The sequence below is a fragment of the Henriciella pelagia genome, assembly GCF_002088945.1.
GTDB classification, from domain to species: domain Bacteria; phylum Pseudomonadota; class Alphaproteobacteria; order Caulobacterales; family Hyphomonadaceae; genus Henriciella; species Henriciella pelagia.
The window spans coordinates 745,929-765,188 of record NZ_NCSU01000007.1 but is presented as its reverse complement, the minus strand read 5'-3'; the positions used below and the strand labels follow the sequence as shown (position 1 = coordinate 765,188).

Annotated in this window: 20 protein-coding genes and 1 tRNA gene; 8 read left to right on the top strand and 13 right to left on the bottom strand. The window is 60.3% G+C overall.

Annotation, left to right across the window (positions count from 1 at the left end; genetic code table 11):
• Positions 1 to 14 precede the first annotated feature (14 nt).
• On the top strand, positions 15 to 875 hold the full coding sequence (locus B8746_RS06495) for a CAP domain-containing protein (protein WP_143434539.1): 861 nt from the start codon (positions 15 to 17) through the stop codon (positions 873 to 875).
• A 9-nt stretch (positions 876 to 884) separates the two neighbouring features.
• Here the strand turns inward: B8746_RS06495 and B8746_RS06490 are convergent, their stop codons facing one another.
• The 8 genes from B8746_RS06490 to B8746_RS06455 all read right to left on the bottom strand — a co-directional run bounded on the left by B8746_RS06490 (position 885) and on the right by B8746_RS06455 (position 6,314).
• Positions 885 to 1,565 (bottom strand): nitroreductase family protein, encoded by a 681-nt coding sequence (locus B8746_RS06490; RefSeq protein WP_095380832.1) that lies wholly within the window; start codon positions 1,563 to 1,565, stop codon positions 885 to 887.
• A 36-nt stretch (positions 1,566 to 1,601) separates the two neighbouring features.
• A complete protein-coding gene (locus tag B8746_RS06485; protein WP_084392680.1) occupies positions 1,602 to 2,204 on the bottom strand; it encodes an NAD(P)H-dependent oxidoreductase in 603 nt (200 codons plus the stop codon).
• A gap of 143 nt (positions 2,205 to 2,347) precedes the next feature.
• Entirely contained in the window at positions 2,348 to 2,602 is a 255-nt protein-coding gene (locus B8746_RS06480) for a YjhX family toxin (RefSeq protein WP_084392677.1), read from the bottom strand.
• Between the two features lie 237 nt (positions 2,603 to 2,839).
• Positions 2,840 to 3,289, bottom strand: a complete 450-nt coding sequence (locus B8746_RS06475; RefSeq protein WP_084392674.1) for a GFA family protein — start codon at positions 3,287 to 3,289, stop codon at positions 2,840 to 2,842.
• Positions 3,286 to 4,032 (bottom strand): subclass B1 metallo-beta-lactamase, encoded by a 747-nt coding sequence (bla, locus tag B8746_RS06470; RefSeq protein WP_084392672.1) that lies wholly within the window; start codon positions 4,030 to 4,032, stop codon positions 3,286 to 3,288. The genes B8746_RS06475 and bla overlap by 4 nt, the downstream gene beginning before the upstream one ends.
• A 5-nt stretch (positions 4,033 to 4,037) precedes the next feature.
• Complete coding sequence (locus B8746_RS06465) at positions 4,038 to 4,853, bottom strand: enoyl-ACP reductase FabI (RefSeq protein ID WP_084392670.1); 816 nt, start codon at positions 4,851 to 4,853, stop codon at positions 4,038 to 4,040.
• Between the two features lie 298 nt (positions 4,854 to 5,151).
• Entirely contained in the window at positions 5,152 to 5,691 is a 540-nt protein-coding gene (fabA, locus tag B8746_RS06460; protein ID WP_084392667.1) for a bifunctional 3-hydroxydecanoyl-ACP dehydratase/trans-2-decenoyl-ACP isomerase, read from the bottom strand.
• Between the two features lie 107 nt (positions 5,692 to 5,798).
• The gene (locus tag B8746_RS06455) at positions 5,799 to 6,314 is read right to left on the bottom strand and encodes an SH3 domain-containing protein (RefSeq protein WP_084392665.1); all 516 of its coding nucleotides are present in this window, start codon (positions 6,312 to 6,314) and stop codon (positions 5,799 to 5,801) included.
• Positions 6,315 to 6,416: 102 nt separating this feature from the next.
• Here B8746_RS06455 and B8746_RS06450 point away from each other — a divergent pair, with 102 nt between their 5' ends.
• Together B8746_RS06450 and B8746_RS06445 are read left to right on the top strand one after the other, a co-directional pair.
• Positions 6,417 to 7,403: a 2-hydroxyacid dehydrogenase gene (locus B8746_RS06450; protein ID WP_084392662.1), complete on the top strand. Its 987-nt coding sequence runs from the start codon at positions 6,417 to 6,419 to the stop codon at positions 7,401 to 7,403.
• A gap of 78 nt (positions 7,404 to 7,481) precedes the next feature.
• Complete coding sequence (locus B8746_RS06445) at positions 7,482 to 7,793, top strand: hypothetical protein (RefSeq protein ID WP_084392660.1); 312 nt, start codon at positions 7,482 to 7,484, stop codon at positions 7,791 to 7,793.
• A 61-nt stretch (positions 7,794 to 7,854) separates the two neighbouring features.
• Here the strand turns inward: B8746_RS06445 and B8746_RS06440 are convergent, their stop codons facing one another.
• The 4 genes from B8746_RS06440 to B8746_RS06425 all read right to left on the bottom strand — a co-directional run bounded on the left by B8746_RS06440 (position 7,855) and on the right by B8746_RS06425 (position 10,016).
• Entirely contained in the window at positions 7,855 to 8,100 is a 246-nt protein-coding gene (locus tag B8746_RS06440; RefSeq protein WP_095380831.1) for a DUF1150 family protein, read from the bottom strand.
• 215 nt (positions 8,101 to 8,315) lie between these two features.
• On the bottom strand, positions 8,316 to 8,990 hold the full coding sequence (locus B8746_RS06435; RefSeq protein ID WP_084392655.1) for an FAD-binding oxidoreductase: 675 nt from the start codon (positions 8,988 to 8,990) through the stop codon (positions 8,316 to 8,318).
• 286 nt (positions 8,991 to 9,276) lie between these two features.
• A tRNA-Ala gene (locus B8746_RS06430) sits at positions 9,277 to 9,352 on the bottom strand.
• Between the two features lie 55 nt (positions 9,353 to 9,407).
• Positions 9,408 to 10,016 (bottom strand): TIGR02300 family protein, encoded by a 609-nt coding sequence (locus B8746_RS06425; protein ID WP_084392653.1) that lies wholly within the window; start codon positions 10,014 to 10,016, stop codon positions 9,408 to 9,410.
• Between the two features lie 102 nt (positions 10,017 to 10,118).
• Between B8746_RS06425 and aroA the strand changes: the two genes are divergently transcribed.
• From aroA to B8746_RS06410, 3 genes are all read left to right on the top strand, one after another.
• Positions 10,119 to 11,441: a 3-phosphoshikimate 1-carboxyvinyltransferase gene (aroA, locus tag B8746_RS06420; RefSeq protein ID WP_198943703.1), complete on the top strand. Its 1,323-nt coding sequence runs from the start codon at positions 10,119 to 10,121 to the stop codon at positions 11,439 to 11,441.
• Between the two features lie 94 nt (positions 11,442 to 11,535).
• The gene (locus B8746_RS06415) at positions 11,536 to 13,653 is read left to right on the top strand and encodes a S9 family peptidase (RefSeq protein WP_084392648.1); all 2,118 of its coding nucleotides are present in this window, start codon (positions 11,536 to 11,538) and stop codon (positions 13,651 to 13,653) included.
• A 240-nt stretch (positions 13,654 to 13,893) separates the two neighbouring features.
• Positions 13,894 to 15,456 carry a class I adenylate-forming enzyme family protein gene (locus tag B8746_RS06410; protein ID WP_233123987.1) on the top strand — a complete coding sequence of 521 codons (1,563 nt, stop codon included), beginning with the start codon at positions 13,894 to 13,896 and terminating at the stop codon, positions 15,454 to 15,456.
• 19 nt (positions 15,457 to 15,475) lie between these two features.
• Here B8746_RS06410 and B8746_RS06405 read toward each other — a convergent pair whose 3' ends face one another.
• Positions 15,476 to 16,543 carry a PLP-dependent cysteine synthase family protein gene (locus tag B8746_RS06405; protein ID WP_188657428.1) on the bottom strand — a complete coding sequence of 356 codons (1,068 nt, stop codon included), beginning with the start codon at positions 16,541 to 16,543 and terminating at the stop codon, positions 15,476 to 15,478.
• A gap of 86 nt (positions 16,544 to 16,629) precedes the next feature.
• Between B8746_RS06405 and cmk the strand changes: the two genes are divergently transcribed.
• Both cmk and rpsA read left to right on the top strand, forming a co-directional pair.
• Positions 16,630 to 17,262, top strand: a complete 633-nt coding sequence (gene cmk, locus B8746_RS06400) for a (d)CMP kinase (protein WP_084392643.1) — start codon at positions 16,630 to 16,632, stop codon at positions 17,260 to 17,262.
• A gap of 131 nt (positions 17,263 to 17,393) precedes the next feature.
• On the top strand, positions 17,394 to 19,259 hold the full coding sequence (gene rpsA / locus B8746_RS06395; protein WP_084392641.1) for a 30S ribosomal protein S1: 1,866 nt from the start codon (positions 17,394 to 17,396) through the stop codon (positions 19,257 to 19,259).
• The last annotated feature ends 1 nt before the right edge of the window (position 19,260 follow it).

The following is a 19,260-nucleotide window of genomic DNA, read 5'->3' as shown; positions in this document are numbered from 1 at the left end:
CTAGAGTGCCCGTCATGATTGGGAAGGTGAGGATACTGGCAGCGCTTTTCGCGCTGATCCCGCTCGGCGCGCATGCGATGTGCGACGTCTCACTCGCTGCCCGCTCAGCCGACCTGCCGGAATATGTTCTCAACGGCCAGGCCTGCCTTGCCGAGCTGCCGGACGGTTACGTGTTCGACGAGGGGTTCGAGGCGGAAATCGTCGAGCTCATCAATGATGAGCGCCGCACCCGCGACCTTCCTGAACTCTCCGTACGCATCGAAATGCGCGACGCCGCCCGCTGGCACAGCCTCGACATGGCCGTGAATGAATTCTTTTCACATAAGGGACTGGATGAGCGATTGCCGGCCGCACGCATCGCAGCTTTCGACCGGACGCTGCTGTCCAGCGTGCAGCGGGAGAATATCGCGGCCGTGATGGGCGCGGTGGACTGGGACACGGTCGTCCAGAAACTTCATGAGGGCCTGATGGACAGCCCGGGCCACCGCAAGGCGATCCTGGCTGATGATGTAAACCAGCTTGCTATCGGTGTGGTGCGGTCCGGGGACGGCGTCTGGCTGACGCAGCTTTTCGTCAAGCAGGATGGCAGTTTCGAACAGCCCGTGCCACTCAGCATTGCGGCCGACACGCTGATCGACCAGCCTGCGACGCTATCGGAGTGGGACTGGTCGGGCCTCGCCCTGCGCCAGGATGGAAAGGTGAGAGACCTGAAGACGCGTGGCGGCACAACGGGCCGCATCCCGAAGGATGCCAGGGGCGTCTATGCGCTGACCGTAAGGGGCGAACAGCCCGGGCCGACCGAAAATTCCTGCCGCTACTTGCACTTCTCCGGGCCGAAAGTGGAGATTGTGCGCACCGACACACAGTCGAGCTGACGCATTCGCCTACAGGAAGCCGAGTATGTCGCGCAGGTCTTTCTTCTTCAGCGCATGTTTCGGCACGACAGCATCCTCGGCGGGGTGACCAACGACAAGAATGAGAAATGGCTTTTCAGTCTTAGGGCGCTCGCAGATCTCGTTCAGGAAGGTCATCGGGTTCGGCGTGTGCACCAGCGTCGCGAGTCCGGCCTCATGGCACGCCGCGATCAGCAAGCCGGTCGCGATGCCAACGCTTTCATGGATGTAGTAATTCTTGTTGTCCTCGCCCGCATCCACACCGCCGCGGCGCTGCGCAAAGATGCAGATCAGCCAGGGCGCGGTCTCCAGATACGGTTTCTCCGCATCCGTCCCGATGGGGGCGAGCGCGTCGAGCCATTCCTCGCCCGCCTTGCCTGCATAGAAGGCGCGCTCCTCGGCTTCGGCGGCCAGGCGAATCTGGCGCTTCTTTTCGGGTGACCCGACGCAGGCGAAGTACCAGGGCTGGTGATTGGCCCCTGAGGGTGCCGAGCCCGCCGCCCAGACGCAGCCTTCAATCACATCCTTGATGACCGGCTTGTCGGAGAAATGACGCACGGAGCGGCGTTTGCGCAGCTTTTCATGAAAGGTACGCACGCGCACCAGCATCTCTTCCCAGCTTGGCTCGCCATAGCCTTCGAGCGGGACATGGGTCTCAGGGGACGTTTTCATGGTGCCAGTCTGGACCGGCCCTTCAGCGCCAGCAAGTCAGCTCTTCGCCGACAATAGCCTGGCCATCCGCGTGCCGCGCTGTGTGACCCGGGCGAGCCATTTGTCGACCTGCGACTGCGAGGCGGTTTTTACTGGGCCGAACTGGAAGGTCCTGAACGGCTTGATACCGGCAAAATTCAGGACAGTGCGCTCTACCTGATGCTTGGCTGCGCGGCGATAGGAGAGCGAGTCCCACAGCACCGGCGCATCGGACGTCATGATGATATCTGCCGAACGTCCGGCGAGCAGCCTGTCCCACCACGGCCCCTTTTCATGATAGCGCATCGCAAAGCCTGGCAGAAAGGAGCGGTCGATGACCCCTTTCATCTTTGCGGGCATGCCACCCCACCATTGCGGATAGGCCCAGACAAGGTGGTTCGCCCAAAGCGTATGTTCACGCCATTGTTCAAGGCATGGCTCGAGCGTCTTGCGCGCGTGATAGCCTTCTTCGAGATCCGGGTCGAAGTGCATGTCATCAAGATCGATACGGCGCACTTCTGCACCTGTCGCTTCGGCTGCGGCCTGGTAGGCATCAGCCATTCCTTTTGAGAGAGAAGTCGACCGGGGATGCCCGACCCAGATGAAAATTCGTGCGCTCATATCTATCCCGCATTGAACGATGAATATATTTTTAATTGTTCAATGTGTGTCCGGCAAGTCATAGTTTGATGACTGCGCTTGCGGCCACAAGGGAAAGGACGACAGGCGGCCGACGCTTCTGAAATAGCGCCAGCCGCCACCGATCACCTGTTATCGAGTTCAGACCGCACCAGCTCCAGCCCGCGTCTTGTTATGCGATAGGGCTCGCCACGCCGGGAGGCGATGGCGCGCTTGCGTTTGAGCTTCCGGAAGAGGTGCTCATCGAGTCCTGGAAAGCGCCACCCGTCGCGACTGTAGCAGTGGAGTTCAGCGAGTTTCTTCTTCTGTCTGATGACTTCAATTCGCCCGCCCTGAGCGAGCAGGTGGAGGATGCGCTGTTCGGCGCGAGAGATATCCATTGTGTCAGTTGTCCGGAGGTTTGCGCCGGTTCACCCTTGCGGATTCGGCGCATGACAAGTCTCAGTCTCTCGTGATGAGAGACCGTTATTCGCTTGCCGGCCTGCCTCGCCTTTCGGCGGATGCGGCAGGCCCCTCTAGCGGGACTCAGACAGGTTGCGTGTCATCAACACTCCGTTGGAGCCGGGAGATTGGGACAGGTGAAGCGTTTGCGCAAGCCCTGTCGCGAGGCCGCGCCTTCAATCCTTCTTGCGGCGCAGGTTCAGCCCGGGCTTGCACTGGATGCTGGCCTCGGTCGGCCGATCGACATCCTCCCCGAGGATGTCGACCCAGTGATGCTTGCGGTTCTCCCAGACCGAATGCTTCGGCGCCGGAAAATCAAGATCTGTGAAGTTGCCGACCGGCACGGCTGTTGCACCCGGCCAGCCATCAATCGTGTAAGCCATGGTCGAGCCGCAAGTGGGACAGAAGCGATAGGTGACGAGATTGCCGCTGTCGGTGGAACGCTGCCAGGTCTTTGCAGCGCCTTCGATTTCAACGCGTTCGTCCGGCCAGCGCGCCTGAACGGCAAAGGCACTGCCCGAGCGCTTCTGACAGGCAAAGCAATGGCAGACCGAAACGCGCACCGGCTCGCCCTCGCATGTTACTGTCAGCTGGCCGCAGCGGCAGGAGGCGGTGCGCACGTTCATGGATTGGCCGGGTCTGCTAGTTTCTCGGTGTGCGAGAGCAGGTCAATCGAGCCAGGCGCACCGTGGCTCGGAACGACCTGGCTTGAATCAGGGTATTCGGACTTCAAAAGGCGCGCCGCGTCTGCCCAATGGCTAAGGTCTGCGTCGGCGGTATTGCCGAGCGATTCAGTCTCACCGGGACGGATGAGGCACCCGCCGAACAGGATGCGGCTATCTGGATGATAGACGGTGATGTTGTCGCGCGAATGCCCCCCGCCCGGATAGAATATGTCGAGTCCTTCCAGAGTAACTCGATCTCCAGCATCCGGCAGGTCCAAGGCGTATTCGGCGGGCCTCACGCCTTCTTCTGGCGCTAGCGCATTCGTGAGCGCACTTGCATAGGTCGCTATGCCCCGCGCGCGGACTGTGTCGACACCGCCCATCTTGTCCGCGTGCGCATGCGTAAAAATGGCCGTCTGGACCGGTTTGCGAAGCTCCAGTTCAGCCCAGTCGAGAATGTCAGCGGTCTGGGCATCATTCCAGCCGGAATCGACGAGCACGCTGTGGTCACCGCGTACGATAACGAGGCCATGCGACAGTACACGTGCCCCACTCGGAAACGTTTCGTAACTGGTATGCATCCAGACGTCTGGTGCCAGCGCCTCGAACTCGACCTCACCTCTCGTGGCGGCAGGCTCAAACGCCGTTACACATGCGGAAAGCAGGCCCGCCGCGACCCACGTAAAACGTCGGCAGTAAGCCAATTCTTCTACTCCTCCGGCATGTCCGGAACGCCGACCACGTGGAAGCCCGCATCGACATGGATGACCTCGCCTGCGATTGACTGGCCGATGTCGGAGAGGAGGTAGAGGGCAGCGCCGGCGACGCCTTCCATCTTGGTGTCCTCCTTGAGGAGGGACCAGTCGCGGCCGGTGCCCATCAACGACTTGCCGCCACGAATGCCGGCAAGCGAGAGCGTGCGCATGGCGCCGGCGGAAATCGCGTTGACGCGGATACCCTGCGTACCGAGGTCGCGTGCGGCGTAGCGCGTTGCAGCCTCGAGGGCGGCCTTGGCGACGCCCATGACATTGTAGGATGGCACGACGCGCTCAGCGCCGAGATAGGTCATGCAGATGATCGCACCGCCATCCGGCATGATTTCTGAAGCACGGCGTGCGCTGTCGATGAAGGAATAGACCGAGATGTCCATCGCGCGGCGGAACCCCTCGCGGGAGGTGTTGGCCACCATGGAGCCCATGAGCTCGTCCTTGCCGGCAAAGGCGATGGAGTGGACGAGGAAGTCGATCTTCCCCCACTTTTCCTTGATGGCGGCGAAGGCAGCATCCATCGAGGCATCATCGGTGACGTCAGCCGGGATCATCGTGTCCATGCCGATTGACTCGACCAGTGGGCGGACCCGGCGCTCGAGCGTTTCGCCCTGATAGGTGAAGGCGATTTCCGCGCCCTGTGCCGCGAGCTGTTTGGAAATGCCCCAGGCAATCGAGTTCTGATTGGCAACGCCCATGACGATGCCGCGCTTGCCCTTCATAAGTTCGCCTGCCGGCATGTTCCAATCGTCAGCCATGATGACCCTCTTTGAATCAATTTTCCTGTTCCTGAAGGGGCTAGGCGCGGGCGGGCATAAGGTCAAGCAGATGACGCTTTCCGATTAAACGCCAAAAAAAATGGAACGGTCTGGCCTGTTCATGCATCCTTCCTGTGAAGACGTCTGTTGACAGACGAATTCCATCATCCTGCCTGACCGCCTCGTCACCCTCTTCTCCCCTCCCTCATCTTGCCCCATCGCAAGCCGGGGGTGGCGAGTGCGGTTTCGCGGTTTGAGCGAGTGAGCAGCGCCGTGCCGGATCAGGCCGGCCGGAGCATCAACCCTTCGGGTCCAGGATGTTTTTCAGGCCAACCTTCATGTCGAGGGCGGTATAGACATGTTCACCATCAACATAGACACGGCCATCCGCAATGCCGAGATTGAGCTTGCCACGGCGCACGCGCTTCATGTCGATCACGTATTTGACGAGCTTCTTGTCGGGCGTGATTTCGCCCGTGAACTTGACTTCGCCGACGCCGAGGGCGCGGCCCTTGCCGGGCGACCCGGACCAGCCGAGCCAGTAGCCGACCGCCTGCCACATTGCATCAAGACCAAGGCAGCCCGGCATGACGGGATCGCCCGGAAAATGGCACTGGAAGAACCAGAGCTCGGGGTTGATGTCATACTCGCCAATGACACTGCCCTTGCCGAACGCACCGCCATCAAGCGTGATCTCGGTGATCCGGTCCATCATCAGCATCGGCGGCACCGGCAGTTGCGCATTACCGGGCCCGAAAAGCTGGCCCTGCCCGGAGGTGAGGAGGTCTTCGCGCGTATAGGAAGACTTGGGCGTGTGAAAATCGTGCGGTCCGCTCATTTTTGTAGTCCTGAAGCTGTTACCGGAATCGGAATGTGCGCATGAGCCTGCCTTGATCTGGCTTGTCAAGCAAACAAGCTGGTCAGCAGGCCTGCATGAATGCGGGACTAGAGGCCGCCGGTCCGCGTCTCGATGCCCCAAAGAGCCTGTTTCGGAGCCCAGCCCTTGAATTTCTCCGCCTTGAGGCGGCACCAGCCTTCCTCGCAGCGTTCAAGCTCGGCAACAACGCCTTCCTGAATCGAGGCAACGCCCCGCGACAGCTCATTGGGCCGTTTGCGGAGAATGGTCTTCTCAAGCATCACCACATGGCGCGTTTCGGTCAGCATGCGCGCCTGCACCCAGGTCTCGTCGCCATCAGCATCGCGGACCTGGCGCCAGTTGCGCGTTTCCTTGACCACCAGGACCGGCAGGCCCTGGCGCTCATAGCGCCAGACGATCTCATGGTCCGTGGACGGTCCCTTGCGACCATGCACCGCCGTATAGCGAAGCGACTCGAAGCGCGGCACCGGTTTTCCCGAGAACTGGCTGATCTTTACCGCTTCGGGTTCAGCCGAAGCAGTTGCATATTGTGGTCCGCTCAGGATAAGGCAGACCGAACCGAATAAACAGGCAAACCGTTTCATGACGACAGTTTCACCTGAACGGGTGAATCGCGCGTAAAGCGCGCATTGGCGTAGCGGGAATGCTCTGCTATTCGATTTGGCAACAACTAAAGGGATGGATGAATGACCGCAGAGCGGCTGAAGGTAATTGTTACGCGGCGCCTGCCCGACCCCGTCGAGATCAGGCTGAAGGAGCTTTTTGACACTGAGCTCAATGAAACCGACGTGCCCTTCTCCGATGCCCAGATGATCGATTCGGTCAAACGCGCCGATGTCCTCGTTCCGACCGTGACAGACCGGATTGATGGCCGACTGCTGGCGCAGGCCGGGCCACAGCTGCGCCACATCGCCCAGTTCGGAGCGGGCGTCGACAATCTCGACATTGAGAGCGCGGTGCAGCGCGGCATCACCGTCACCAATACGCCGGGTGTCCTCACTGATGACACAGCGGACGTCACCATGGCGCTTATCCTTGGTGTTCCGCGCCGCCTGCATGAAGGTATCCAGCTGCTGGAAGCTGGCAAGTTCGATGGCTGGGCGCCGACCTGGATGCTGGGACGTCGTCTCTCCGGCAAGCGTCTCGGCATCATCGGCATGGGTCGCATTGGCCAGGCGGTTGCTCGCCGTGCAAAGGCATTCGGTCTGCAGATCCATTATCACAACCGCAAACCGGTCAACCGGCAGGTGACCGAAGAGCTTGGCGCGACCTATTGGGAAAGCCTCGACCAGATGCTGGCCCGGATGGACATCATCTCAGTCAATTGTCCGCATACGCCAGCGACCTTCCACCTGCTCAGCGCGCGCCGCCTGGAGCTGATCAGGAAAGACGCCTACATTGTGAACACGGCCCGTGGGGAAGTGATCGATGAAGCGGCCCTTGCCCGCGCACTGAAAGCCGGGAAGATCGCAGGCGCTGGTCTCGACGTGTTCGAGCGCGAACCGCTCGTGAACCCGGAGCTGATTGGCCTGCCAAATGTGATCCTGCTGCCGCACATGGGCTCGGCCACGGTCGAAGGCCGGATAGAGATGGGCGAAAAGGTCATCATCAACATCAAGACCTTCGCCGACGGACACAGGCCACCAGACCGGGTCATTCCGGCGATCCTGTAGGTACGGATCAAGCGCGGTTGGATGCCGATCCGCCTATAACGAATACAAGCGGGCTGGGGATCAGAGGTCGCGCTTGCAATGTTTGTCTTCTTGCTCGCCGTCTGGTTTGTCGGACTGATCGCATTTCTTGCGACATTCTCCCTAGATGTCATCTTCCTGACACTGGCGTTCACAGTCGCCGGGGCGTGCATTGTCAGCGCCATTGTGCCGGAGTCTCCCCCCGACCGGTGGACGCTTCCCCGCTATGTGCCCTACTGGGTCTGGCCCGGCAAGTTCGCTCGCAACCTGCTCATCTTATTGGTCCTGAGCGCACTCGTTCTCGCATACATAACCATTCCGGCGATAGTCGTTGCATATTTTCTCGACTATTTCGTCTTTCAGTTCTGGTAGCAGAAAGCCCGGCATCCCTGCCGGGCTTTCCGTTTCTTTCAATCTCTGGCTCCGGGCGTGGCTAGTGCACGCTGACGGGGCGCATTTCGTGGGCGCGGGCGGCTGCAAAGGCAGCATCTCGGCCCTCAATGATTGCGAGCTGCAGGCCGTCACCGTTTGCGAGGACGAAGAGCGAGTCAGTATCGCCAACCGCGTCGAGCGCTTCCGGCGTGAGCTCGGCGAGTTCGTCTTCCGCAATACGGCGGACATAGACGAGGTCTTTCGCCAAGAACAGCTTTGCAGCCTGGTGATGAAGTTCTGTCGTCATGGCTTGCTCCTTCCTTTCAAAGACAGGACCACGACACTCCATCCCGGCAGAAGCCCCGTAAGCGGCAGCTCCTCTTACCGCCGGGTCTCGTGTCACCTTGGAATCTGGGGGCCGAAAGGGACCGGTTCAAGCCTTTGAAGCGGCCATAATTGGGCATTTGGCGGCTAAAAGGCCTTTCGGGTGAACAAGTGTTCATTTTTGGCAGGCCGCGAGCGCTAGTCCAGGTCCTCGACAATGATGTCGTCCTCAGGAACGCCGAGCGTTTTCAGGGTTGCCACAATGTCATCGATCATGGGTTCGGGGCCACAGACATAACATTTGCCTTTTCCAGGCGTGATGCGGTTCTCGAGAAACTCCTTGTCGATCTGGCCGGTATGAACACCGGCTGATGCTTCGTCGCTGACGGTGAACCAGGTCTTGAGCCCGGGCATGGTCTCGAATTCCTGCCGATTGATGATGTCGGCCTCTGTCGAGTTGGAGAAGATGAGCTCGCACCCCTCCAGCGTACCTTTCGCTTCGAGACGTTCACGCAGAATGGCAATGAAAGGTGTGACCCCTGCCCCGCCTGCGATGAACCAGCCCCTGCCTTCATCCTGGATGGCGCCCCAAGGATCATCGACGAGAACCCGGTCTCCGGGCTTCAGGGTCGGGATCTGTTCAGTCACGCCATCATGGTCCGGATAGGATTTGATGGTAAATTCCAGATAGCCGTCCGAAGGAAGGCTGGTTGGCGTGAACGGGCGTTTCTCACCGCGCCAGCCGTCACGGTCGAGGGCAAGGTCAACAGCCTGCCCCGGCTCCACGCCGAGGCCGTCCGGCTTGTCGAAACGCAGGCGGAAAACATCCGGCGTCACGGATTCGATGGATTGCAGGGTCAGCGTGTGGGTCATGATTGTCTCCTTGTCAGGAGATCAACGGGCGCGCGACACGAGGGGTTCCGGCGAACCTCTGTGACTTCGGTGCCTGGGTCGAAAGGCTGCTGCCGGGGTATTCATTCGGTAAAATCAGTCCACCGGACTGATTTTTTGCGCGAAGCGCAACCCGGACAGCCTTGAGCCAAATCCATCGCAAAACGAAATGTAGCGGGGAATCTCGAAAAAGCCCCTGCCGGGGCATTCATTCGGTAAATTTGATCCACTGGATCAAATTTTTCGCCGAAGGCGAACCCCGAATGAATGGTGGAGCCTAGCGGGATCGAACCGCTGACCTCTTGCATGCCATGCAAGCGCTCTCCCAGCTGAGCTAAGGCCCCATCTTCAGGGAAGGCGTGAGATATAAAGTCCTGACCGTCTGATCAAGTCTCTTTATCAGCCTTTCTTGTCTTCATCCTCGTCATCGTCTTCTTCGTCATCGCCTTCGAGGTCATCGTCATCGTCGTCCAGGTCGAGATCGTCATCTAGATCGATATCGGCGTCCAGGTCGAAATCATCCTCGTCATCGTCCAGGTCGACATCGTCGTCATCATCGTCGTCGAGACCTTCTTCGGTGAAGCCGCTCGGCACCTTTCCGGGCGCTGCTTCCTCATCGTCCTCATCGTCTCCACCTTCGAGCACAACCTCGTCGGCATCGGCTCCAAGTTCGCGCGAGGTTTCATCGTCATCCTCGTCTTCATCCTCGTCATCGGTCTCGTCATCATCGTCGATGTCATCATCGTCGTCTTCGAGATCGGACTTGGCGGCTTTCTTCTTCTTGCGCTTGTTCTCTTCCTCTTCGAGGTCGTCTTCGTCCTCATCTTTTGGAACGGCCGACTTCGCTCGCTTCGCCTTCAGCTTGGCGCTGGTGGAGCGGATCTCATCGTCTTCCGGGTCGAATTCGGTCTTGCACTTCGGGCAGACTGCCGGGCGCTTGTTGAGATCGTAGAACTTTGCCTCGCAGCTCGGGCAGATCTGTTTGGTGCCAAGATCGGAATCGGCCATGTCGTGGGTCTCCAAACCTGAATGTTTTGTTGCGGGGGCGCTTGCCAGAAACCCTCGCCGCTGTCAAAGCGCTTTTCACGTGCTTTAGCAGAGGAAATTCAATTGGCTTGGACATCGTTCCCCGTAAGCAAGCTACAGGGTGCCATCCGCGCGCCGGGAGACAAGTCCTGTTCGCATCGCGCCCTGATGTTTGCAGGCATTGCAGAAGGCACGTCCGACATTTCCGGCCTGCTCGAAGGCGAGGACGTTATCAATACGGCGAAAGCCATGGCTGCGCTGGGCGCAGAGACCGAGCAGAAGGGTGGCGGACGCTGGACCGTAAAAGGGGTTGGCAAGGCCGGTCTGACCTCGCCGGCATCCGCCCTCGACTTCGGGAATTCCGGCACTGGATCGCGGCTGATGCTCGGCCTGATGGCCGGCTACCCCCTCGAGGCACGGCTTGTGGGGGATGCCAGTCTTTCCAGGCGGCCGATGAACCGGGTGATCAAACCGCTTGAACAGATGGGCGCGCGCTTCGACCATGATGGCCGGGGCATGCTGCCGCTCACCCTGCACGGATCGGCGTCCCTGAACCCGATTGACTATGTGCCAGAGCACGCCTCCGCCCAGGTCAAATCCTGCGTTCTTCTGGCCGGGCTCAACGCGCAGGGCACGACCCGCGTTACCGAACATCGCCCGACGCGCGACCATACCGAAAAGATGCTTCGCGGGTTCGGGGTCGATCTTGATGTCGTGAACGCCGATGGCACTCGTTCGGTGGTCTCCATAGAGGGCGGCCAGACCCTGCAGGCGGTCGATACGCAAATCCCCGGAGACCCGTCATCGGCAGCCTTCCTGATCGCGGCGGGGCTGATTTCACCGGCAGGTGGGGTGATGGTGGAAGGCGTGATGTCGAACGAGACCCGCGATGGCTTCTTCCGGGCAGCGGCCATGATGGGCGCTGACATTGGCGCGGAAGAGCTGGGCGATGCCGCAGGCGAACGCCTCATCGACATGCAGGCCGTGGGCAGCGGCCTCAAGGGCCGTGCCATTCCCACTGACCTCGTGCCTGCCATGATCGACGAGTTTCCGATACTCGCCGTGCTCGCCGCCTTTGCCGAAGGTGAGACGCGCGTTTCCGGCGCGCATGAGCTGCGCGTCAAGGAAAGCGACCGGATCGCAGCGGTCGTCGCCATGCTGAGGGTCAACGGCGTCGAGGTTGAAGAGCATGAGGATGGCTTCACCGTCCAGGGCTGCGGCGGCCCGCCGCCAGGCGGCGGCCTAGTCGAGACGCACCATGATCACCGCATTGCGATGAGCGCGCTCATCATGGGGACAGCAAGCCAGAAGCCGGTGTCCATTGATGATGCAGCAATGATCGCGACGTCCTATCCCGATTTCATGGCCCATATGGCTTCGCTCGGCGCAGATATCCGGAACGCCTGAACGGGCCTGCCTCACAGATTCTTTTCTAATAGGGCTTGTATTTCCCGTAGCAGGAGAATATCGATATTCGATAATATTGCTTGGGAGGACGAAAATGAGAAACCTGTTAATTGGTGGCGTGGCCCTGACGGCTTTGGCCGCCTGTGCGACACCAGAGACGACAACCGCACCCCTCGATGCCGGGACGACTGCAGCGGCGACTGAAGCCGAGGCCGTACCGGCTGTGCAGAGCATCGAAGACTTCGCGCTCATCGAACGGGCCGCGATCTTTGGGAATGCTGAGAAGACGCAGGGCCGGATCAGCCCTGATGGCCAGTATCTGAGCTGGATCGCGCCGGTGGACGGCGTCAACAATGTCTGGGTCGCGCCTGCAAGCGACCCCGATGCGGCAAAGCCGGTCACCAATGACACCTATCGCGGCATAAGCAGCCACTTCTGGTCTCCGGGCTCGGACTATATCTATTACACGCAGGACAAGGGCGGAGACGAGAATTTCCACGTCTACGCCTCCGACGTTGCGACAGGGGAGGTGCGTGACCTTACCCCAGTCGAGGACGGCACCCGTGCTGTCATCCAGGGCGTGTCCCGCAATGAACCGGGCAAGCTGCTCATCGGCATCAATGACCGCAATCCGCAGCTCTTCGATCTCTACCTCGTCGACGTCGCAACCGGCGAGATGGAGCTTGCAGCCGAAAATCCAGGTTATGCCGGCTGGCTTGTCGACAATTCGCTGACCCCGCGCTTCGGCTTCATGCAGACGCCGGGCGGCGGCGCATCCATTGTCGACCTTGAAGGCAATGAGCTGGTCTCGATCCCAGCCGAGGACTTCCTGACAACCAACCCTGTCGGGTTCAATGGTGCCAATGATGCGTTTTATGCCGTCGATAGCCGTGGCCGCGATACGGCGGCACTCGTCAGCATCGATACGACGACCGGCGAAGCCACCGTGATCGCCGAGAATGACAAGGCCGACATCAGCGACGCGATGCTGCATCCGGTGACCTATGAGCCACTTGCCTATGCATCGGAATATCTGCGCGCCGAGTGGGAAGCCCTGACCGATGAGGCCGCAGCCGACCTTGCTTTCCTTCAGGGCGAGCTCGACGGCGACATCGAGATCCTGTCTGCGACTGACGATCTCTCGCGTATGGTGGTCTATTCAGAGTCGGCCGTCGCACCGGGCGTGTACTATATGTACGACCGTAAGGCGAAGACGCTGACCGAGATGTTCAAGACGCGGCCAGGCCTTGCAGACGCGCCACTGCAGCCAATGCACCCCGTAGAGATCACGTCACGCGACGGACTGGCGCTTGTCTCCTATCTGACCCTTCCGCCGGGCGCGGATGCGGATGGAGATGGACGCCCCGAAGAGCCTGTCCCGATGGTGCTCAACGTGCATGGCGGCCCGTGGGCGCGCGACTCCTATGGCTATAATTCCTGGCACCAGTGGCTCGCCAATCGCGGCTATGCGGTCCTGTCCGTCAACTATCGCGGTTCAACCGGCTTCGGGAAGAATTTCGTCAATGCCGCTGTGGGCGAGTTTGCCGGCAAGATGCATGACGATCTGATCGATGCCGTGAACTGGACCGTTGAGGAAGAGATTGCCGATCCGGAGAAGATTGCCATCGCGGGCGGCTCCTATGGTGGGTATGCGACGTTGATCGGTGTCTCATTCACACCAGACACCTTCACCTGCGGCGTCGACATTGTCGGCCCTTCCAGCCTTGCGACACTGATCGAGAGCTTCCCGGAATACTGGAAGCCGATCCTGGAAGGCTCCTGGTTCAAATATGTGGGCGACCCATCGGTGCCGGAAGAACGCGAAGACATGCTCAACCGCTCGGCCATTTCGCGGATCGATGACATCTCCGTGCCCTTGCTGGTCGGTCAGGGCGAGAATGACCCGCGCGTGACCAAGCTGGAATCCGACCAGCTCGTCGCCAGCATGAAGGAAAAGGGCCTTCCGGTGACCTATGTGAACTTCCCCGATGAGGGCCACGGCTTCGCCCGGCCTGAGAACCGCCTTGCCTTTTATTCGGTGATGGAAGGCTTCCTGTCTGAATGCCTTGGCGGGCGCGCAGAATCTTTCGGGTCCGCTTTTGAAGGCTCGACCATCCAGGTTCTGGACGGGGCGGCCTATGTCGACGGCCTGGAGGCTGCTCTCGCAGCATTTGAAACAGAACAGGCGGCGAGCGAGGAGACCGGGGAGTAAGCCTTCGCTGCCTCTTCTCTGCAGCTGCTACGCTATGGCCGCGCCTGAAAGGGGGCGGCCATATCTTTAGGGCTGAGCGCTCGCCCATTCGCGCTATAGGCATCTGCCCTCCCGCTTTTCGACCACAAATGCTATGCTCTGCAAAACTTCCATGGATGCGTTGGGAGGCGCACGGGAATGTACAAGGTAGAGTTGATGGAGTCGCACTTTGCGGCTCAGGGCGGCAAAGAACCGGCTCCCATGACAATTGGGGACATGGTGCACGCCTCGGCACGGCGCGCCCCAGACCAGGTCGCGATGCGCGAGCTTGGCTATGACGGCGAAATCCTGCGAAGCTGGACCTATGGCGAACTTGTCAGTGACTGCGAACGCCTCGCCCGGGCCCTGACATCTCGCCATGCAGAGGGCGCTCGCGTTGCCGTCTACGCGAACAATGTTCCCGAATGGGTCTTGCTGGAGATCGCCTGCGCCATGGCCGGTGTGACGCTCGTCACGGTGAACCCCGCCTATCAGAAGCGAGAGCTGAAATTTGTCCTCGAACAGTCGCGCTCAGAGGCGATCTACTATGTGAAGGAGTTTCGCGGCAATCCGATGCAGGAGATCGCGGATACCGTCTGCGATGAAATTCCGGCCATCAAGCACCGCATCCTGCTCAATGATTACAAGGCACTGCTCGCCGGAGAAGAAGAGGGAGAGCTGCGCCACCCGGCCCCACATGACCCGGTACAGATCCAGTATACGTCCGGCACAACCGGGTTTCCAAAAGGGGCCCTGCTGCACCATCACGGCCTGGTGCTGAACGGCATCGAGACGATGAAGCGCGCGGGCGGCGAGCCGGGCATGGCCTTCGTTCACAACATGCCGCTTTTCCATACGACAGGCTGCGCCATCCTCGTGCTGGGCGGTCTTGGCCTTGGCATGGAAATGCTGCTCGCACCGATGTTTGACCCGGACATGATCGTGAAAGTGATCGAACGGGAAAAGACCAAATTCATCCTTGGCGTGCCGACCATGCTGGTGGCGCTGATCGAGGCCGTTCACAAGACCGGCGCAGACGTCACCTCGACTGAGCGGATCATGTCTGGTGGCTCCATGGTCCCGCCAGAGCTTTGCCGCAAGGCAAAGGCCGTCTTCGGCGCCCCGATCCAGATCGTCTATGGCCAGACGGAGACCTCCCCGGTCCTCACCCAGGCCTGGTATGATGACACGCTGGAAGACCTCACCGAAACGATCGGTCAGCCGGCCGCCTTTACCGAAATCTCGATCCGCAGTCCGGATACCAATGAGGTGGTGGCGATCGGGGAGCAGGGCGAAATCTGCGCGCGCGGCTACCAGCTGATGCTGGGCTATAATGACAATCCGGACGCCACTGCAGCCACGATCGATGAAAAAGGCTGGCTTCACACCGGTGATCTCGGGCGGATGGACAAACGCGGCTATGTGAAGATTACAGGACGCGTGAAGGAAATGATCATCCGCGGCGGCGAGAACCTCTTTCCTGCCGAAATCGAGAATGCCCTGCTGGAGCATATTTCCATCTCGGAGATCGCAATCGTCGGCGTCCCGGATGAGAAATGGGGCGAACAGGTCGCCTGCTTCATGCGCGGACCGGGCAAGACCAAACCGTCAAATGCCGAGTTGAAAGCCTTCATCCGCGAACGCCTGTCGCCGCAGAAAACGCCAGCCTACTGGATCTGGGTCGATGAGTGGCCGCTGACCGGCTCAGGCAAGATCCAGCGCTTCAAGCTCGCCGAGGCATTCGTGGCAGGCGAATATGCTGACCAGGTCAAGACGCCAGCCTGATGAAAAGTCAGAAATAGCTCTAAGCGGTCAGTTCCCTGATTTTCTCAAGGCTGGGCTCCAGGACCAGCTCCTGAGCCTGCAGCCAGCCGGCATCGTAATAGGTGTCGAGATAGCGTTCACCGCCATCACAGATCAGGGTCGCGACGCTTCCACTTCTGCCGGCCGAGCGCATGTCGTCCATCAGGTGCAGGGCTGCCCAGACATTGGTGCCCGTCGAGCCGCCGCACTTGCGGCCGAGAATGCCTTCAAGCCAGTGGATCGTCGCAATCGAGGCGGCATCCGGCACCTGCACCATCCGGTCGATGACTTGCGGCTGGAAGGAGGCTTCAACCCGTGGGCGGCCGATGCCCTCAATGCGCGAACGAGCCGTGATGCGCAGGGACGGATCGCGCGAGATGAAGTGATCATAGAAGACCGAGTTTTCAGGGTCGGCAACGCAGAGCCTGGTCCTGGCCGAAAGGTCACCGCGATAGCGGATATAGCGCCCGATCGTTGCAGACGTGCCGCCCGTACCGGCGCTCATCACCACCCAGTCCGGCAGGCTGTGCTCTTCCAGTTCCAGCTGCGCGAACAGGCTCTCGGCAATATTGTTGTTGCCGCGCCAGTCGGTGGCGCGTTCGGCATAGGTGAACTGATCCATGTAATGGCCGCCAAGTTCGCCAGCGATACGTTCGGCTTCGCTGTAGATGTCTGCGGCTTCGACAGCGCGGGTTTCACCGCCATAGAAGCGGATCTGGTCGAGCTTGCTCTGTGCGGTGCCTTTAGGGACGACAGCAATGAAACGCAGGCCGAGGATCTTGGCGAAATAGGCTTCCGACACCGCCGTCGACCCGGACGAGCTTTCGACAATTGCCGTGTCCGGGCCAATCTTGCCGTTGCAGAGACCATAGAGATAGAGGGAGCGGGCCAGGCGATGTTTCAGGCTGCCCGATGGGTGGATCGATTCATCCTTCAGATACAGGGTTTGGTCCCGGAAACCCGGAAGGTCGACCTTTATGAGATGTGTGTCGGCGGAGCGATTGAAGTCTGCCTGGATGCGGCGCATGGCTTCGCATACCCAGACGCGCTCAGCGCAAATTCCGTCCATGTTCCTGCCCTCCTCAACACCGCCTGCCCTTGCCAGTGGCAGGAGATGCTTGACGGCGCAAGGGCGTTCGACCATCACCCGGTGCCATGATTATCGCGATTGATGGAACGCTCGCCTCCGGCAAGGGCACGATTGCGCGGCGCATCGCTGCCTGGTTCGGCCTGCCTTATATGGATACCGGCCGTCTTTACCGGGCGACCGGCGTGGCGGCGATCAAGGAGCGCATTGATCTCGCCGACGGCGAACTGGTTGCGGCTGTGGCTTCTTCGCTGGATCTCAACGACTTTGAAGAGGCCGAATTGCGCACCGCGGAGGCTGGTGTGGCGGCCTCGAAAGTGGCGGCCCTGCCCGACGTCCGCACCGCGCTCCTGCAGCTACAACGCGACTTTGCGAACCAGAAACTCGGCGCTGTCCTCGACGGGAGAGACATTGGCACCGTCGTCTGTCCGGATGCCGATGTGAAACTGTGGATCGATGCCGATGTGGAGGTGCGTGCCAAGCGCCGCCATCTTGAACTTCGGAAGGCGGGCGACGCCATCACGCTTGAAGACCTGACGCAGCAGTTGCGCGAACGCGATGAACGCGACGCCAATCGCAAGGACGCACCGATGAAAAAGGCCGCAGATGCGGTCTTGATCGATACGACTGATCTGACTATAGACGCGGCTGTGGATAAGGCACGTGCCGTGATCGAAGAAGTCATGGCCCGAAACGAGTAGCAGGCTCTGAGGCGTACAGCTTCAAATCCCAAGGCCAGCCTCTGCCCATTCCGATCTTACCTGACAGCGTATGAACGCCGGCAATCCCGCTTGGCGTATGAACCTGCGTCCGTCAGCCATCTGGAGTAAAAATGTCAACTGAAACCATGAACCCGAGCACCGACGACTTCGCAGCAATGTTCGAAGAATCGACGGGTGCTTCCACCCTGCAGGAAGGCCGCGTGGTCCCTGCAACTGTCATCGGCGTGTCCGGTGACTTCCTCACGCTGGACGTCGGCCTGAAGGTCGAAGGCCGCGTGCCAATGAAAGAATTCCTTCTCGAGGACGAAAAGCCGAAGGCCGGCGATATTGTCGAAGTCTATCTCGACCGTATCGAAAACCTGATGGGCGAAGCGGTTCTCTCGCGCGACAAGGCTCGCCGCGAAGAAAGCTGGATCAAGCTCGAGGACAGCTACAACAAGGACGAGCCGGTCAAAGGCGCGATCTCTGGCCGTGTCAAAGGCGGCTTCACCGTCGATCTCGGCGGCGTCAATGCCTTCCTTCCCGGCTCCCAGGTCGATATCCGTCCGGTCCGCGACGTTGGCCCGCTCATGGGCGAAGTGCAGCCGTTCCAGATCCTCAAGCTCGACCGCGCTCGCGGCAACATCGTTGTCTCGCGCCGTGCGATCCTCGAAGAGAGCCGTGCCGAACAGCGCGCCGAGATCGTCGATGCAATGAATGAAGGCGATACCCGCGAAGGCGTCGTCAAGAACATCACCGATTACGGTGCATTCGTTGACCTGGGCGGCATTGATGGCCTGCTGCACGTCACCGACATGAGCTGGAAGCGCATCAACCACCCAAGCCAGGTCGTCAATGTTGGCGACACGGTGAAAGTCCAGATCATCAAGATCAATCAGGACACCCAGCGCATCTCGCTCGGCATGAAGCAACTCGAGTCCGATCCCTGGGAAGGCGTCGAGAGCAAGTATATGGTTGGCACGCGCCTTACCGGCCAGGTCACGAACATCACCGATTATGGTGCCTTCGTTGAGCTGGAAGACGGCGTTGAAGGCCTGATCCACGTCTCTGAAATGAGCTGGACCAAGAAGAACGTCCATCCCGGCAAGATCGTGTCGACGTCGCAGGAAGTCACTGTCGAGGTTCTCGACGTGGACTCCGACAAGCGCCGCATCTCGCTCGGCCTGAAGCAGACCCAGGATAATCCATGGTCCGCCTTCATGGCAGAGCATCCGGCCGGCACCGAAGTCGAAGGCGAAGTTCGCGGTATCACCGAGTTCGGCCTGTTCATCGGTCTTGGACCAGAGCTCGACGGCATGGTGCACATCAACGACATCGCCTGGGACGTCCCGGGTGAGCAGGCGATTGCCAACTTCAACAAGGGCGACGTTGTCCGCGCAAAAGTGCTCGACGTCGACACCGAGAAGGAGCGCATCTCGCTCGGCATCAAGCAGCTTGCTGGCGACCCGATGTCCGACATGGCGCTTCGCCGCGGCGAAGTCGTCACCTGTACGGTCACTGAAGTCACCTCTGGCGGTATCGAAGTTTCCTTCGGCGAGCCGGCCATGACGGCCTTCATCCGCCGTTCGGACCTCTCGCGTGACCGCTCCGAGCAGCGCCCTGAGCGTTTCTCTGTCGGTGACAAGGTCGACGCAAAAGTGACCCAGCTCGACACCAAGTCGCGCCGCGTTTCGGTGTCGATCAAGGCGCTGGAAATCTCCGAAGAACAGGAAGCTGTGAAGCAGTACGGTTCTGCGGACAGCGGTGCATCGCTCGGCGATATCCTGGGTGCAGCCCTCGCAACTGGCGAAGCGGCCGAGGCCGACGAGAAGCCGAAAGCGAAAAAGGCCGCCACGAAAGCCAAGCCTGCTGACGAGGCCGAAGCGGCGGCTGACGACGCTGAGGAAGCCGAAGAAAAGGCTCCTGCGAAGAAGGCTGCTGCCAAGAAACCCGCCGCAAAGAAATCGACCGCCAAGAAGGACGATGACGGCGAATAAA